The following is a 17,045-nucleotide window of genomic DNA, read 5'->3' as shown; positions in this document are numbered from 1 at the left end:
CGGCCCAAAAGGCCGCCTTTCGCTTTTCCTATAGTCGCCCGCCGCAGGCGGGCTCCACTCCATCTGTGCCCGTTTGCTATCGCGCAAGGGGACTTTTATGCGAATGTCTGCATGCCCTTATAGACGACGCCGGAGGAGGCGTCGACGGTGACGGCTTCGCCTTCGTCGATGAGGCGGCAGGCATTAGTGGCTCCGACGATGGTGGGAACGCCAAAGTGGAGACCGACAATGGCCGCATGGGAGGTAAGGCCACCTTCTTCGACAATGACGGCGCCTGCTTTTTCGATGAAGCCGATCATGTCGGGGCCGGTGGTATGGCAAACAAGGATATCGCCATCATGGAAGTGATCCTGCACTTCGGCGGCCGTGGAACCATGAACCGCCTTGCCGACAACAATGCCATCGCCAATACCCGTACCGGAAACGACGATGTCGCCGATGGTATGGACTTTGATGAAGTTGGTGGAAACGCCCTGACCGACGGGAATGCCGGCGGTGAGAACAATCTGATCACCTTCGTGGCAGAAGTCGGTGGAAAGCGCAGCCAAAATGCAACGCTCGATGAGTTCATCGGTTTCTTTGGAAACGGTGGAGAGCACCGGAATCACGCCCCAGACGAGGGCCAATTGATGGTAGGTTTGTTCGCTAGGGGTTACGGCAATGACCGGCGTGACGGGACGATAACGCGAAATCTGACGTGCGGTAAAGCCGCTGGCGGTGGAAGCAACGATAGCAGCAAGTTGCACCTGCTGGGCGATGATGCAGGTGGAGCGAGAAATGGCGCTGGAAACATCCACACTCACCCAGGAATCGCGACTCTCGATGGTGCGTAGAAAATCCGGCGACTTTTCCATCATTTCAGCGATGACACGCATCTGACGCACTGCCTCGACAGGATATTTGCCTGCGGCAGTTTCGCCGGAAAGCATGATGGCATCCGAACCATCCAAGATGGCATTGGCCACATCGTTAACTTCGGCACGGGTCGGACGGGGATTACGCTGCATGGAGTCCAGCATCTGCGTGGCCGTGATGACGGATTTGCCTGCCAGATTGGCTTTACGAATGATGGACTTCTGGACGAGCGGCACGCGTTCCGTGGGAATTTCCACGCCCAGATCGCCACGGGCTACCATGATGCCGTCGGCAACGCTTAAGATTTCATCCAAATTGTTGACGCCCTGCTCCGACTCGATCTTGGCAAAAATCTGCACGCGCTCGCCGCCGTTCTCCTCGCAAAGGGCACGAATGGCCAGAATATCCCCCGCTGAACGAATGAAGGAAGCAAAAATTATATCAATGCCTTCTTCCAGACCAAAGAGAATATCGTTGCGATCCGTCTCCGTCATGGCGGGCAGTTGAATGTTGGTCGCGGGTACATTGACGCCCTTACGGTTCGAAAGCACGCCGTAATTCATGGCCTGGCAATGAATCTCTGTGCCGTTCTCTATCGAAACCACCTGCAGCTCAACCAAGCCGTCATCGATGAGGATGCGCGTACCCGGCGCCACATCCGCAGGCAAGCCTTCATAGGAAACGTGCACCATTTCTTTCGTGCCCACCACGTCGCGCGTGGTCAGGGTAAAGGCATCGCCAATGGCCAATTCGATCGGCGCGTCATTCTCAAACGTGCCCAGACGAATTTCCGGTCCCTTGGTGTCCAGAGCAAGGGCCAGCGGCACCTGCAATTCTTGCCGCAACGCCTTCAACGTCTCAATTTTTTTCTTTTGCTCTTCATGTGTGCCGTGTGAAAAATTCAAACGTGCCACATTCATGCCCTCTGCCACCAGTTGTTTCAGAATCGCGGGGTCTTCAGACGAAGGCCCGATCGTACAAACAATTTTAGTGCGTTTCATCGAAACTCCCTTTCTATGGTTCACCCCGGCGCTCTGCCATGTCACTACGCTACAATGCGATCACACGATAAGAGATGGTCTCCCTGTTACCGCATTGTGCGGGAATACGCCTTAACTTGATAAAACCTGTGCCATTTCATACAGCTCTTGATTAAACGTATGCTTGACCGCAATGGCTTCCAAAATGGGCATCGTAAAGATCTCTTCACCGCGCACACCGATAGCGATGGAGCTCGAGCCGGCCAACAGTTCTTTCACCGCACAGTAGCCCATCATGCAACCAAGCTTCGAGTCCGTGAAGCTCGGGCTACCGCCGCGCTGCACGTGCCCCAGAATTGTGAGCTTGGTCTCCACGCCCGTCACTGTTTCAATTTCCTCGCGCATATTGTACGGCTCCCCCGTACCTTCCGCTAAAACGATGATGTGATGGCGCTTGCCGCGCTTGCGCCCGCGAATAATACGATCCGTAATCTCCTGCATGGAGAAAGCGTGCTCTGGCACGATGATGCTTTCCGCCCCGCCGGCAAGGCCCGCATAAAGAGCGATGTCGCCGCAGTGGCGCCCCATGACTTCAATAATGTTCGCACGACCGTGGGAGTTTGAAGTATCTCGCAATTTCCCGATGGATTCGATCACGGTCTCCACGGCCGTATGGAAACCAATCGTGTATTCCGTGTAGCCCAAGTCGTTATCGATGGTGCCGGGAATGCCGACGGTGCGAATACCGCGGTTATGTAACTGCGCTGCACCCTGGAAGGAACCATCGCCGCCGATGACCACCAATCCATCAATGCCGAATTGCTCGAGAATGCGCACGGCTTTATCCTGCCCTGCACTCGTGGCAAATTCCGACGAACGAGCCGATCCCAAAATCGTACCGCCCTTTTGAATAATATCCGCCACGCTTGATACATTCATTTCATAGATATCACCGGCCATGAGCCCGTCATAGCCGTAGCGAATGCCTTTCACGCGCAGCCCCGCCGCAAACGACGTGCGGGCAATCGCGCGAATGGCCGCATTCATGCCGGGGGCATCGCCACCCGACGTTAATATACCAATGGTCTTCATAATGCCTCCTCCGACCTTATTTCATTACCACATTTTCCTGTCCCAAAAGCTTCTGACATGCGGAAAGAAGTTCAGGAGAACCGTCACAATGATACCCCGGTTGCCCCGAAAATGCTCGCTGTTGATCCGTAAAATAGAATACCACAGACAGTTTTCCCGGATATTGTGTAAAAATAGACTGCAAGGCGGAAAATTTATCTTTCTCATCCGAGCGCATGCGGACATACAGCGTGGATTTCGGTAAATCCTCGGCGGCCAGAATCGTGTCCACTAAAAGATTCACCTCATCGTCACGCACCTGCAAGGTGCCGCTCAACAGCAGCGGCCGCTCCATATGAATGCGTTCGCGATAGGTCGCATAGACACGCGGAAATACCACGCAACGCAGACTGCCTGTACGATCTTCTACCTCCAAAAAGCACATGGCTTCCTGCTTCTTTGTCAGCAAATCGCGCTTCCCGCGCACAAGCCCCGCAAAGCGCACCTTACGATTATCCAGCGCAGCCATATTTTCCGTCTCCAGCAGCTCCTCCGTCGTAAAATTGCGGTACGGTGCAAAATCCGCCTCATAGGGCGCAAAGGGATGCCCGGAAAGATAGATGCCCAGCACTTCCTTCTCATAGGCCAACTTCTGCGGCTGCGGATATTCCGGCAAGCGACGGGAGGTCCAACTGCTCGGCGTTTCCAGATCCGGGAACGTACCAAAAAGCGATTGCTGGCCGCTGAGATTTTGTCGGCGCGCATTTTGAATGCCCGCAAGCGACATCTCCAGATCCGCCATCATCTGCGCACGCGGCACACCAAAGCTATCCAGCGCTCCCGCGTAAATCAGACTTTCCACCGCCTTGCGATTGAGCGCCGTCCGATCCACAACCGACACTCGTCGCAAATATTCTTCGAGCGACGTGTACTCTCCCTCTTCACGTCCTTTAACCGTGGCTTCCACAATGCCTGTCCCAACATGCTTAATCCCAAGCAATCCGAAGCGCATCTTCCCATCCTCGACGGAAAATTTTGCAAAGGAACGATTCACATCCGGTGGCAACAATTCCACGCCGATGCGCTCTGCCTCTTTGATATAGAGCGCCATCTTCGAAAAATCGCCCATCACGCTCGTGAGAAGCGCCGCATAATATTCACAAGGATAGTAGCACTTCAAATATCCCGTTTGCATCGCCAAATAGGAATACGCCACCGAGTGGGATTTATTAAAGGCATATTTTGCAAAAGCGATCATCTGATCGTAGATTTCATTGGCCACATCAGCAGGAATGCCGCGTGCCACACAACCGTCTATTGCGGGAGAATCGGCATCCGCCGGTTTACCCTGCACAAAGGTCCGTCGATTCTCCTCCATCACTGCCATCTTTTTCTTGGACATCGCGCGGCGTAGATTATCTGCCCCCCCGAGGGTATAGCCCGCCAGTTGCTGCACGATTTGCATGACCTGCTCCTGGTACACGATGACGCCGTAGGTATTATGCAAGATCGGCTCCAGCGATGGATCCAAATAATGCACGAGCGTAGGATTATGCCGTGCTTCCACATAGGTCGGAATTTGTTCCATCGGGCCCGGTCGGAAAAGCGCATTAGCTGCCACCAAATCCTCAAAGCGCGTCGGCTTCAATTGCGACAAAAAGCGACGCATCCCCGGTGATTCAAACTGGAACAGTCCTACCGTATCCGCCTTGTGAAAGAGCGCCAGCACCTGCGGATCGTTGAGATCCATTTGATCCAAATCCGGACGGCTCCCCGTCCGCGCCTCCACCATGTCTAATGCATCCTGTATGACAGTTAAGTTGCGAAGCCCCAAAAAATCCATCTTCAAGAGGCCCAATTCCTCGAGCTCCGTCATATTGTACTGCGTGGTTACCTGACCGCTGCTCGTCGACAGCGGCACGAGATTTTCCACCGCCTCCCCGGCAATGAGTACGCCGGCCGCATGGGTTGAGGTATGGCGAGGCATCCCCTCAATGGCATGTGCCAGATCAATTAAGCGGTGAGCGGTTTCATTTTCCTGATAAAGCGCGCGAAACTCCGGACTCTCTTTAAGCGCGCGGTCGAGGGTCATTTTAATGCCGTCCGGTACGGCCTTCGCAATGCGATCCACCGTAGCCAACGGAATATCCAACACACGCCCGACATCGCGGATGGCCATCTTTGCCGCCAGCGTGCCAAACGTGACAATTTGTGCCACTTTTTCGCTCCCATAGCGACGCTTCACGTATTCAATCACTTCTTCACGGCGCACATCATCAAAATCAATATCAATATCCGGCATGGATACGCGCTCCGGATTCAAAAAGCGTTCAAAGAGAAGATCGAAACGCAGCGGATCAATGCCGGTGATGCCCAGCGCATACGCCACGATGGAGCCTGCCGCTGATCCACGCCCCGGCCCGACGGCAATGCCGTTTTTCTTTGCAAAATGCACAAAATCGGAGACGATCAAAAAATAATCCACAAAGCCCATGGAACTGATGACATCCAGCTCATGCTCTGCACGCGCCACGGCATCATCGTTATCGGGATAGCGCTCCGCCAGCCCCTTCGCGACTAAGCGACGCAAAAACGCCTCATGCTCTTCACCGTTTGGAACTTCGAAATTCGGTAAATGCGGTTCATGGAAGCGAATTTCCACTTGGCAACGCTTGGCAATGCGTTCCGTGTTTTCAATGGCTCCGTCGTAGTCGCCGAGAATCTCTTCCATTTCCTCCGGCGATTTCAAATAAAAAGAATCGTTCGGAAAGCGCATGCGCTTTTCCTGTTGCAGCGTAGCGCCCGTCTGGATGCATAAGAGCACATCATGCGCTGTTGCATCCTCTTTTCTTAAGTAATGGCAATCGTTCGTGGCCACAAGACCGATGCCCGTCTCTTCGTGAATACGACGAAACACGCGTGCCACCTGGGCTTCCTCACGCATAGCATGATTCTGCACTTCCAAGAAAAAATTATCCTTACCGAAAAGCGCCTCATAGCGAAGCGCCGTATCCCGTGCGACGGCATAATCGCTATCCAAAGCACGCTGCGCGCACTCCCCTGCCAGACAGGCAGAAAGCGCAATAATGCCCTCATGGTGTGCCCGCAAAACGGCATAATCCACGCGCGGCTTATAATAAAAGCCCTCCACCCAGCCGGTAGAGACGATTTTCATCAGATTGTGATAGCCTTCTTCCGTTTCCGCCAATAACACTAAATGGTAACGACCGCGATCCTGGCGATCCAGATGATCGTCCGCCACATAAATTTCACAGCCCAGAATGGGATGAATGCCCGCTTCCTTGGCCGCTTTATAAAATTGAATAGCGCCAAACATATTGCCATGGTCCGTAATGGCCACGGCATCCATGCCGCCCTCGCGCACCGCGTCCATCAGGCGATCAATGCGGCAAAAGCCATCCAGCAAACTGTATTGAGTATGTAAATGGAGGTGTGTAAAAGCCACGATTCCTCCTCTCTGCTTCATGACCTGTGTTTCTATAGAAGTCCCGCCAACGGGACACATTAAGCCTCCGAGCGTACCAGAGCGGGTAAAATCTCAGCGATATTGCCATGAAGAGCAATATTCGCCTGCCCGTCCGCAGGCGTCGGCTCCTGGTTGATTAAAATAAAATGATGCCCACGATAGTATTGAATGAGTCCCGCCGCCGGATACACCACAAGAGACGTACCGCCTACAATGAGGGTTTCCGCCTGAGAAATCGCCCGCAGTGCCCCCATAAATACATCTTCGGGCAGAGCCTCGCCATATAGCACCACGTCGGGACGCATGGTTTTACCACACTTCGGGCACGCAACGTGCCCTTTCTTTTGCATAAATTCGTCTGTCGGCATTTGATAACCGCAGGCGGGACATAAAATTCGTGCCATGTTGCCGTGCACTTCATAGACACGCCGACTGCCGGCACGCTGATGCAGGGAATCGATATTTTGCGTAATCACGGCCTGCAGCTTGCCCTGTCGCTCCAGTTCTGCTAAGGCCAGGTGCGCTCCGCTCGGCTCCACTTGATAACTATCAATGCACTCGCGTGCAAAATCCGCAAAGCCGTCGGGATCTTCGACGCTAAATTCGTGACTAAAATAATATTCGGGAGAATGCTCGCGCTTCATGGTGTGATACAGGCCGTTTTCCGATCGAAAATCCGGAATGCCGGAAGCGGTAGAAACACCTGCGCCGCCGAAAAATACGATGTTCGAGCTGTTCTGCACCCATTCTCTTGCTTGTTGCATGGCTTCTTGTGCTTCCATTTGCGCTCCCTTCTTATCGAATTTTCTATGGTATGAATGTCACGTTCCCTTTTTCATTGCCGTGCATTTCAATCAATACTTCGCGCGCATGGCCCTGATAAATCTCTAATATTTCCTCCATACAAAGGCTCTTTGGTTCCGTGGCCAAAAAGTCGTCAAAAGGCATCCACTGCAGCGTTCCTTCGTCGCTTTCTACAACGGTGCCGGTAAACTCTTCGCAACGATACAGTAGCCCCACTTGTCGAAATTTTTCTTGTGGATGGAGCCAGTGCACCGCACCGACAAAGGTCATGGCACCGGTACGTAATCCCGTTTCCTCCCACGCCTCACGACGCGCAGAATCCAACAAGCTTTCCTCCGGTTCCACCTTTCCGCCGGGAAAGGTGAGCCCTTCCCAGCCCTCTTTGCGCACTTTATCCAAGACCAACACGTCCCCATTGTCGCGTTGCAATAGGATCATGTTGAGTAACTGTACCTCTTCTTTGCGATGCATGTCTGCCTCATTTTCGCTTCGTCCGGAGGCGCTGCTATTGAGCGTCTTCTTTGGGCATACCTTCCACAATGGCAATGCCGGCACTGGCTCCAATGCGCGTCGCGCCTGCTTTGATCAGAGCTAAAGCCTCCTCGGCCGTATGAATGCCGCCCGACGCCTTCACTTCGGCGCTGTCGCCCACAGCGTCCTTCATGAGACGTACGTCTTCCACCGTCGCGCCGCCCGTCGAAAAGCCCGTCGACGTTTTGACAAAATCGGCGCCCGCCTGAATGGCTAACGCACAACCCAAGCTTTTCTCTTCATCCGTCAACAGACAGGTTTCCAAGATGACTTTCAGTGTCCGATTGCCGCAAGCCTTCTTCACCTGGGCAATATCCTCTCGTACATATTCCGTATCGCCGCGCTTTAAGGCGCCGATATGAATCACCATATCAATTTCATCCGCACCATTGGCTACGGCATCGCGTGCTTCTGCCGCCTTAGCCAGTGTAGACATGGCGCCAAGGGGGAAGCCCACGACACAACAGGTCTTTACATCCGAACCGGCGAGTCTTCCGTGTACCTGCGCCACAAAAGAGCTGTTCACGCAGCAAGACCAGAAGTGATACTGCAACGCTTCCACACACAATTTTTCAATTTCTTCCGGCTGTGCTTCCGGTTTCAGTAACGTGTGATCGATCATCCGATTGATCTGCATAGTTTCCTCTTTCTATCGCATGCTCATTCTCTAGATAGCGAGCGCCAGCTGCATCATTGCATGAAAACTGTTCTGGCGTTCCTCCGCCGTCGTTTCTTCTCCCGATACCATGGAGTCTGAAATCGTCAATATAGCCAACGCTTCCGCTCCCGCAGCCGCGGCTACGGCATAAAGCGCATACGCTTCCATTTCCTGTGCCAAACAACCCATGCCCGCCCATTTTTCAAAATGGTGCTGTTCGCTGTTCAAAGGATTATAAAAGACATCCGTGGAAAAGACATTTCCCACATGCACCGTCTTCCCCTGTTCTTTCGCCATTTCTGCCGCCTTTGCCAGCAAATCCCATGAAGCAATGGCCGAGTAGGTTCCCTTCAAGTCATACTGAAAGGCTACGTTCGAATCCGTGCAAGCGCCTTGGGCCAGCACGATATCGTACAGCTTCAGATCCTTCTGCAACGCCCCCGCCGAACCCACGCGAATCAAACGCTTCACGCCAAACGCATGGATCAGTTCGTAGGCATAGATCGATAGCGATGGTATACCCATGCCCGTTCCCATGACGGAAACCGGCTCACCGCGATAGGTACCGGTATAGCCCAGCATGTTGCGCACACTATTAAATGCAACCGGCGCCTCCAAATAATTCTCAGCAATGAAGCGCGCACGCAAGGGATCACCAGGCAATAGAATTTTTTCTGCAATATCCCCTTTTTCCGCTCCGATGTGTGGGGTTGCCATTGTTCCTCCTTACGCCAGGGTTTCAAATCCCGGCTTTCCTAATAAATGAAACATATTCTTCTTATAATATTCGACACCCGGCTGATTGAACGGATTCACCCCCGCCGCATAGCCCGACACGCCGATCACCACCTCAAAGAAATACAGCAATTCACCGATTTGCTCCGCATCCAAACGCTCGAAGCGCAACAGATGATTGGGCACGCCGCCGTCCACATGCGCTTTTTTCGTAGCCAGCATCGCCTGCTCGTTCACGTAATGCATGGTCTTGCCCGCCAAGTAATTCAAGCCGTCTAAATTCTCCGCATCGCCGGGGATCTTGACATCGTTAGCCGCTTCATCAAACCACAGCACGGTCTCAAAATGAATGCGCGGACCTTCCTGAATCCACTGTCCGAGGGAATGCAGATCCGTTGTGTTGCCCACGGAAGCCGGGAAAAGGCCCTTTCCGTCTTTTCCTTCACTTTCGCCCGCCAGCTGCTTCCACCATTCCTGCATATAGCGCATTTTCGGTTCATAGCAAACCAAAATTTCAATGCTCTTGCCGGCATCCATCTGCGCCAGTCGCGACGCCGCATATTGCAGCGCCGGATTCTTCTCGAAATCGGATTGTAAGGCAATGCTTCGCATACGGCGTGCCCCTTCAAATAAGGCGTCCGTATCAATACCCGCACAGGCGATGGGCAAGAGTCCCACGGCCGTTAACACCGTGAATCGACCGCCGATATCGTCCGGTACAACAAAGGTTTCGTAGCCTTCGGAATCCGCCAATGTCTTTAATGCGCCGCGCGCCCGATCCGTTGTGGCAAAAATGAGCGATTTGGCTTTCTCTTTTCCCACCGTTTCTTCGAGTAGCGCCTTGCAATGGCGAAACGCAATGGCCGGTTCCGTCGTCGTGCCGGACTTGGAAATCACATTGATGGCAAATCTCTTTCCTCGCAGATACGCCAATAATTCGGCCATTTCCTGTGCGCTCAAGTGATTACCGGCAAAGAGAATTTCCGGCCCTTTTCGGTCATACGACGGTGAAAGTGCCTCAATCACGGCACGTGCGCCGAGGTATGACCCGCCGATACCGATAACGACCAGAGCTTCCACCTCTTCACGAATGCGCATGGCTGCGTCCTTAATACGGGCGTATTCATTTTTATCGTATTGTTCCGGCCAATCCACCCAGCCCAGAAAATCATTGCCTGCACCGGTTTTACCAACCAACGTCTCCAGTGCCTTCAACACCACTTCTTTTTTATCGGCCAGCGCTTTCGGTTGGCTTGCTTGTGAGACATCCAGCTTCATGCCTTCCTCCTTTGATTTTCTACATATACTATCGCGATATCGTCCCGGAGTTGCTCTCCCGTATAGTGACGCAGATCGCGCACAATCGTTTGTAAGGTATTCGAACGCCCCTTCAGTAAGAGTCGCTCCAAATTTTCTTCGCCATATTCCGTTCCTGCCGCATTTTTGGCTTCTACCGCGCCATCCGTATAAAAGAGGAAACGGTCGCCTTCTTTCACCGGACGGCTGTGTTCGCTATAGGTATACTCTTTGATCGCAAGAGAGGAAATAAGACGCCCAGAAGCGTTCAAATACTCCAAGTTGCCATCCTGTTCCACCATGGGCAAGCAGTTATGTCCGGCATTGGCATACGTCAAGAGATGATTTTTTGTATCAAACACTGCATAGAACAGAGAAAAATACTGTCCTTCATCCATGTGAATTTCCAAAAAGCGATCGCGCAGCGTGCCGAGCACCTTTGACGGCTCCCGCATCTTTTCCTCTTCCAAAATCGAACGCATGGTTTGACGCACGAACATCGTTAAGATAGAGGCAGATACCCCATGTCCGACGACATCAGAAATATAAAAGCCCAATCTTCCCTGGCCAAGCGGAATGAAATCAAAGAAATCTCCAGAAAGTTCTTCGGTGGGAAGATACGCGTAATCGAACCGCAGTGATCCGAAGCCCGTCATGCGCGGCAACATCTTGGTCTGAATCGTACGCGCGAGCTTAATCTCCTTGTGCAATTTACGATTCACATTCATCAGCTGCACGGTGATGTTGTTCTGAATGGTTGTGTCACGAAATACCTGAATAACGGCGTTTACCTCCCCGTCCTGATACATGGGGGAATTCATCACCGAAAAAACATGCCCTGCCACACAAAATTCCGTCATGGTCATGGTCTTTTCCAAAAACGGACCCGTAGCAGTGGAAAGTGGGAAAATGGGTCTCCCCTTGCTTTCCGATTGATCAAAACGCTTTAAACTTTCATTTTCAAATAGTATTCTTCCACGGCGGTCCACAATGCGGACGTAATCCTCCATGGCATTTAAAATAGCGGTTTCGGTAAGAAAGGATGCTTGCTCGGTTGTCTTGTTTTTCATAGGCTCCCTCCTTGCCTTCTCCGCTTCCTATCTTACCATAACAGCACTTTATCGGAATAATTTCGGGTCCGGACCGACAAACTGATAGTATGTGGTTTCTTCCCCGCCGTTAAACAATTTACGCCGCCGGGTTGCCTTTTTTCCTGCCTTTTGCCAAGCGATGCTCTCAAACTCTTGCATCGCCGTCAGCAAATAGATCGACCAACTGCGCAAGTTTAAAAACCTTGTGGCAAAACTTTCCATCAACTCTCTAACGCCTTCTTCCGGTTCCAAGCGCTTCCCATAGGGCGGATTCGAAATCATCACACCGAAATTCTCCTGCAAGCCCACTTCCCGCATGTCGCGGCATAGGAAATGCACCATATCGGCTACACCCGCTTCCTCCGCGTTGCGCTTCGCAATCCTTACCATCGCCGGATCGATATCAAAACCCAACATCTCCGTCTTTAAATCCATGCGAATTTGGCCCATCGCCTGCCGACGCAACTTCTTATAGCCTTCTGCGTCCGCCCACGGCCAATCCATAAATAAAAAGGAGCGATCCAGCCCCGGTGCAATGCCTCGTGCCTTCCGCGCGGCTTCAATCACAATCGTACCCGAACCGCAAAAGACATCCGCAAACGCTCGGTCCGGCGTCCACACGCTCAAGTCCACCAACGCTGCTGCCAGCGTCTCTTTCAGCGGTGCTCCGCCTTTTTCCCGGCGATAGCCTCGCTTGAACAAGCCCTCACCGGTTGTATCCAAACACACCACGCATTCGTCGTGGCGAATGGTCACATCGATGGGAAATAATGCGCCGTCTTCAGGAAAATGGCCGATCGCATACCGCTTTTGGAGAGACGTCACGATGGCCTTTTTCACAATTTTCTGTACATCCGAAGGCGAGGCCAACTTGGACTTCACCGTCCTGGCGCGTACGGGAAAGCGCGCGTTTTCCGGCAAAATCTCCGCCCAATCCATTGCCGCGACGGCATCAAACAAGCTCTCAAAGCTCTCCGTTGGAAAGCGCCCCACCTCCAGCAGCACCCGATCGGCGCTTGCCAGATACAAATTTGCTTTTTGCATTGTCGTAAGCGATCCCGGAAACAGCACATGTCCTGCTTCCACCTGGCAAGGTCCGAATCCCAGCGCTTCACATTGTCGCCGCACGACCGCCTCCAATCCGAAGGCCGCCGTCGCGTGTATCGTCCATTGTGTCATCTCTTCCCTCCCCTTCTATTTTGCCACAAGGCGCCTTTGCTTGCCCGAGAAAACGCCGACGGCTTGTTAATGTCAGGTAAACTCCACTTGACGGAAACCCCCTCGGCGCTTAAAATCGTAGTTAGATAAAGCTAACTACATACCCTTCGTCGGCAGATGCCGACTATGCAGGTTGCTTTCAGAACGAGAAAGGAAAGCATATGAAACTATTCTTAGGCGAATCCGGCAAGTCCTATCGCATCATTCGTATCGCCGGACGTGAAAAATTACAGAAACAACTCATGAACCTCGGCTTTGTGCCCGATGCGACCATTCAACTGGTGAACGAAGTGGATGGCAACTTCATTGTCGTGGTCAAAGAAACCCGCCTCGGCATCAGTCGCGAGCTTGCACAAAAGATTGATGTGGTTCCCAATGAAATCAGTGATGCACAACCCATCATGCCGACCATTCCCTGCGCCGATAAAGAAAGCTAATCCAAACGAATCAAATTTTGCCACTCGTAATCCTCCAAAAAAAGAGACCGGCGCTCCGGTCTCTTTTGTATTGCCTTTAACTCTCTCATTTCGCAAAACACACGAAACTTTGAAAGCGTACCCATCGCTTACTTTATGCCTCGATGCCCGCATTCTCCAGCGCCGCATCATACGCTGCCTTCGTTCTCTCGTCAATAAGCACCCACAAAATTTCATCCCATGCCCCCGGCCGCTCCTTCGCCAGCCGCTCAACCGTCCGCACTGCCACCATCGCAGCCCTCTCGACCGGATATCCATACACGCCCGTCGATATCGACGGAAAAGCAATGCGCCGCAAGCCATGTTCTGCCGCCACTTGCAAGCTACTCTCATAGCAATTCGCGAGCAACGCCTCTTCCCCTTTCGTTCCTCCACGCCAAATCGGTCCCACCGTATGAATCACATACGGACACGGCAGACGATATCCCTTCGTGATCTTCGCCTGCCCCGTCTCACAGCCATGGAGACCCCGGCACTCCTCCAGCAATTCCGGTCCCGCCGCCCGATGAATCGCTCCATCCACGCCTCCACCGCCCAACAAGGTACGGTTTGCCGCATTAACGATCGCGTCCAAATGGTCAACTGTGGTAATGTCGGAAAGCATGGTGTGGATCCGCATGGTTTTACCTTTCTGTGGTTATAAGATTGTTCTTTTGTGGCTAGGATGGACTCTAAGGACATTGTAAGGGATGCTGAGAGAATTGGGGCGTTTTGTTTTTAGGCTGGCGATATTGGACTTGTTTGCGTGCCTCTGCGTGGTTTCGGGAGTGGAGGGCATGCCAGGACAAAGGGGGCGGGCTGGCGCTGGCAGCGTGGCTATTGGGGGGGCTGAGCCATGGTAGGAAAAAGAGGGGCGGGCTGGCGCTGATACCGTGCCTTTTGGCGTTTTGGGGATTAGGCACGGTAGAAAATGTGATATGGGCCAAAAAATTTACCGTGCCTTTTGCCGTTTTCGCGATTAGGCACGGTAGGAAAATTGATTCGGGCCGAAAAATTTACCGTGCCTTTTGCCGTTTTCGCGATTAGGCACGGTAGAAAATGTGGCGCAGGACGAAAAATTTACCGTGCCTTTTGCCATTTTTGCGATTAGGCACGGTAGAAAATGTGGCGCAGGACGAAAAATTTACCGTGCCTTTTGCCGTTTTCGCGATTAGGCACGGTAGGAAATGTGATGCGGACAGAAAAATTTACCGTGCCTTTTGCCGTTTTTGCGATTAGGCACGGTAGAAAATGTGGCGCAGGCCGAAAAATTTACCGTGCCTTTTGCCATTTTTGCGATTAGGCACGGTAGAAAATGTGATATGGGCCGAAAAATTTACCGTGTCTTTTGGCAATATTGGGGTTAGGCACGGTATAGTGACACCGAGGATTAAAGAAGTTACCAATCCTTTTATAAAAAGGATTTTCGTAAGATGTTCGATTAGACATCCATAATCTTTATACCACGCCCGTGAAGGGCGCGACATCGGACTTGCCGCAACGGTACTTTCGGAGTGTATATCTTCCTGTCCCTATTCTTCTCAAGATGGCATTATCGCCTAACCCAATTAGCCTCTCAAATTCGCAAAAAAGCTAGCGCAGCCGCAGAAATCATTAATAACGTTGTTACCTATAAATGGAATCCCCCCTCACATCTCCCTCGTCATAATCTTTAATATTTCCGCATCTGTCGCCTTCATGCCTTTTGCCGCCATTTGACCGACGGCGGCAATCGTGTCTTCCACGTTGTCTTTCGTGAGGCCTTCGCCGGAAGGGAAGGCAAGACCGTCTAAGCTCATCTCAAGAGCGGTGAGGGAGCATTCCAGGGCACAGGCAATCTTGGATGCACAGGAGGATTTGGCGCCGTCACAAACCATGCCGCTGATGGTACCGAGGCTGTTTGTGATGGTGCGACTGACCACATCATAAAGATCTGGGGAAGCGTTATCTGCGGCTTGACGGGATAAAAGTAGATAGGCCACGCCGCAGGCGGCGCCCGTGGCGGCGCAGGTAACGCCGCAAAAGGCGGATAAGTTGCCGATGAATCGCTTTTGATGAATGGCAATCAGGTTTGAGAGAGCTAGAGCACGAAGCAGCGTTTCACGGGTGGCTCCAAATTGCTTTGCATAAATAATAACCGGTAGCGATACGGTAATGCCTTGATTGCCGGAGCCGGAATTGATGACAACGGGCAAGCTGCAACCGGCCATGCGGGCATCGGAGCCAGCGGCGGCGTATGCGCGAGCCTCCACATTCACAGTGAGGGGAACCTGCCGTTTCAGCAGCGTTTTACCAACGTTGGCGCCCCAGTCGCCGGTGAGACCGGCTTCTGCAATTTTTAGATTATATTCGATCTGTTTATCAAATATGCTGTGCAAATCGCTAAGATCGGCCTCTTGTGCAAAGGCGATGCTGTTTTTGACCGTTAAAAAATCGGGGATTTCTGCCGTTGCTGTGGCAGGTGTGTCTTCTGTCGATGTATCCAGCAGGATTTTGCCATTTTTCACAATTTTTGTAAAATTCGTATGTCGTTTTGAAATTTCCGCTGAGGCCGTTTCCTCGCCCCGCGAAACAGTCACTGAAATAAACAGTGGTTCTTCTTTTGGTGAAATTTTAAAGTCACAGAAATTTTCCTCGAGCAATTGCTTAGCTAAGGCTCGCTGCTTGTCAGTAATCGCCGCTAAAACCTCTAAATTGGCCGACGAATTATTGGAAAGAATGCCGAGTATGGCGGCAATTTTCATGCCATGCATGCCGCCGGAATTGGGAACCACAACGCTTTTGGCATTTTTCACGATATTTCCCGAACAGGATAATACACAATGTTCGGGCATCGTGCCGAGAACTTCTCGCGCTTTTGCAGCGGCGAGCGCAATGGCAATCGGCTCGGTGCAGCCCATCGCAATAAGAAGTTCATCTTTTAAAATCGCTAAATGATTACGATACAGGGATGGTTCCATCGGGTGCTCCTTTTTCTATGTATTCTGTGCCGACACGGCACACAATGACTAAGGTGTTCGGTCAATATGTCGGGCAAAGGTTTTACCAGTAACAGTGTAACCTATTTTTCTTTTTTATCTCCTGTAACGAAGACATTTATCACTTTTTCGATCGTTGCGAGAACGACTGAGTCCCTGACCGAACAAGGTCAGGGACTCAGTCGAAAGGAAAGTTTTATTCTATAACAACGTTTGAATCACCAATAAAGACTCATAAAGTGAATCAACGATGTAATCTGCTGCACTTTGGTCGAAGCCAAAGCGGTCATCTTTTCGCGCTACTACAGTAAGGCCTGCTGCTTTTGCTGCTGCAATGCCATAATACGAATCTTCTATGACCAATGTCTCCTCTGGAAGAGCGCATAGTCTTTCCATGGTTTTGTTGTAGATTTCCGGATGCGGTTTACTTTTCTCAAATTCATATCCGGACACTACAACGCTAAAATAGTACTGAAGGTCACATTGCTGTAAAAACATTTCAATGATATCCGGGCGTGAACTGCTGGCAATAGCCATAGTTAAATGCAAGTCCCTCAGTTTCGTTAGAAGAAATTTTGCGTATGGCATAACAATATCTCGAAATTCCGGAGAATGCTTTTTATCTTCTACGGTAAAACTTTGATACCTTTCCAAAATCTGCTCGCTGGAAAACTCAAAGTTCAGCTTCTCCTTTAAAAATTCGATGTCTTCTTTAAAGCAGCTTCCAACCATGCTGTTTGATTCGTCTCGTGTTAAAGTAATGCCAAAGGATTTCATGAACCTTCGAAGACGGTGATAATACATGGGTTCCGAGTCAATAAGAACACCATCCATATCAAAAATAATATTTTTTATCGTCATCATCTCCTCGTCTCGCTTCTCCAAA

At 51.7% G+C, this 17,045-nt stretch carries 14 protein-coding genes; 1 reads left to right on the top strand and 13 read right to left on the bottom strand.

Annotation, left to right across the window (positions count from 1 at the left end; all coding sequences use genetic code 11):
• Positions 1-95: 95 nt before the first annotated feature.
• The 10 genes from pyk to BN98_RS00240 all read right to left on the bottom strand — a co-directional run bounded on the left by pyk (position 96) and on the right by BN98_RS00240 (position 12,687).
• A complete protein-coding gene (gene pyk / locus BN98_RS00285) occupies positions 96-1,856 on the bottom strand; it encodes a pyruvate kinase (protein WP_019190323.1) in 1,761 nt (586 codons plus the stop codon).
• 111 nt (positions 1,857-1,967) lie between these two features.
• On the bottom strand, positions 1,968-2,927 hold the full coding sequence (gene pfkA / locus BN98_RS00280; protein WP_019190324.1) for a 6-phosphofructokinase: 960 nt from the start codon (positions 2,925-2,927) through the stop codon (positions 1,968-1,970).
• A gap of 16 nt (positions 2,928-2,943) precedes the next feature.
• Entirely contained in the window at positions 2,944-6,372 is a 3,429-nt protein-coding gene (locus tag BN98_RS00275) for a DNA polymerase III subunit alpha (RefSeq protein ID WP_019190325.1), read from the bottom strand.
• Positions 6,373-6,431: 59 nt separating this feature from the next.
• On the bottom strand, positions 6,432-7,175 hold the full coding sequence (locus tag BN98_RS00270) for an NAD-dependent protein deacylase (RefSeq protein WP_019190326.1): 744 nt from the start codon (positions 7,173-7,175) through the stop codon (positions 6,432-6,434).
• A gap of 25 nt (positions 7,176-7,200) precedes the next feature.
• Complete coding sequence (locus tag BN98_RS00265) at positions 7,201-7,668, bottom strand: NUDIX domain-containing protein (RefSeq protein WP_019190327.1); 468 nt, start codon at positions 7,666-7,668, stop codon at positions 7,201-7,203.
• A gap of 34 nt (positions 7,669-7,702) precedes the next feature.
• On the bottom strand, positions 7,703-8,365 hold the full coding sequence (gene deoC, locus BN98_RS00260) for a deoxyribose-phosphate aldolase (protein ID WP_019190328.1): 663 nt from the start codon (positions 8,363-8,365) through the stop codon (positions 7,703-7,705).
• Positions 8,366-8,395: 30 nt separating this feature from the next.
• A complete protein-coding gene (deoD, locus tag BN98_RS00255; protein ID WP_019190329.1) occupies positions 8,396-9,103 on the bottom strand; it encodes a purine-nucleoside phosphorylase in 708 nt (235 codons plus the stop codon).
• A 9-nt stretch (positions 9,104-9,112) separates the two neighbouring features.
• Positions 9,113-10,399, bottom strand: coding sequence for a glucose-6-phosphate isomerase (locus tag BN98_RS00250; protein ID WP_019190330.1), 1,287 nt, complete (start codon positions 10,397-10,399; stop codon positions 9,113-9,115).
• Positions 10,396-11,487, bottom strand: a complete 1,092-nt coding sequence (locus BN98_RS00245) for a PP2C family protein-serine/threonine phosphatase (protein WP_019190331.1) — start codon at positions 11,485-11,487, stop codon at positions 10,396-10,398. The genes BN98_RS00250 and BN98_RS00245 overlap by 4 nt, the downstream gene beginning before the upstream one ends.
• 48 nt (positions 11,488-11,535) lie before the next feature.
• Positions 11,536-12,687: a THUMP domain-containing class I SAM-dependent RNA methyltransferase gene (locus BN98_RS00240; RefSeq protein ID WP_019190332.1), complete on the bottom strand. Its 1,152-nt coding sequence runs from the start codon at positions 12,685-12,687 to the stop codon at positions 11,536-11,538.
• A 200-nt stretch (positions 12,688-12,887) separates the two neighbouring features.
• On the opposite strand from BN98_RS00240, the gene BN98_RS00235 reads away from it, so the two are divergent.
• Entirely contained in the window at positions 12,888-13,163 is a 276-nt protein-coding gene (locus tag BN98_RS00235) for a FeoA family protein (protein ID WP_019190333.1), read from the top strand.
• A gap of 133 nt (positions 13,164-13,296) precedes the next feature.
• Here the strand turns inward: BN98_RS00235 and BN98_RS00230 are convergent, their stop codons facing one another.
• The 3 genes from BN98_RS00230 to BN98_RS00215 form a co-directional block, all read right to left on the bottom strand.
• Positions 13,297-13,821 carry an O-acetyl-ADP-ribose deacetylase gene (locus BN98_RS00230; RefSeq protein ID WP_019190334.1) on the bottom strand — a complete coding sequence of 175 codons (525 nt, stop codon included), beginning with the start codon at positions 13,819-13,821 and terminating at the stop codon, positions 13,297-13,299.
• Between the two features lie 1,009 nt (positions 13,822-14,830).
• Entirely contained in the window at positions 14,831-16,141 is a 1,311-nt protein-coding gene (locus BN98_RS00220; RefSeq protein WP_019190337.1) for an L-cysteine desulfidase family protein, read from the bottom strand.
• A gap of 219 nt (positions 16,142-16,360) precedes the next feature.
• Complete coding sequence (locus tag BN98_RS00215; protein WP_154654932.1) at positions 16,361-17,044, bottom strand: HAD family hydrolase; 684 nt, start codon at positions 17,042-17,044, stop codon at positions 16,361-16,363.
• Position 17,045: the final 1 nt, after the last annotated feature.

Source organism: Levyella massiliensis (assembly GCF_000308275.2).
Classification (GTDB): Bacteria; Bacillota; Clostridia; order Tissierellales; family Peptoniphilaceae; genus Murdochiella; species Murdochiella massiliensis_A.
This window is presented reverse-complemented; position numbering and strand designations above follow the sequence as displayed.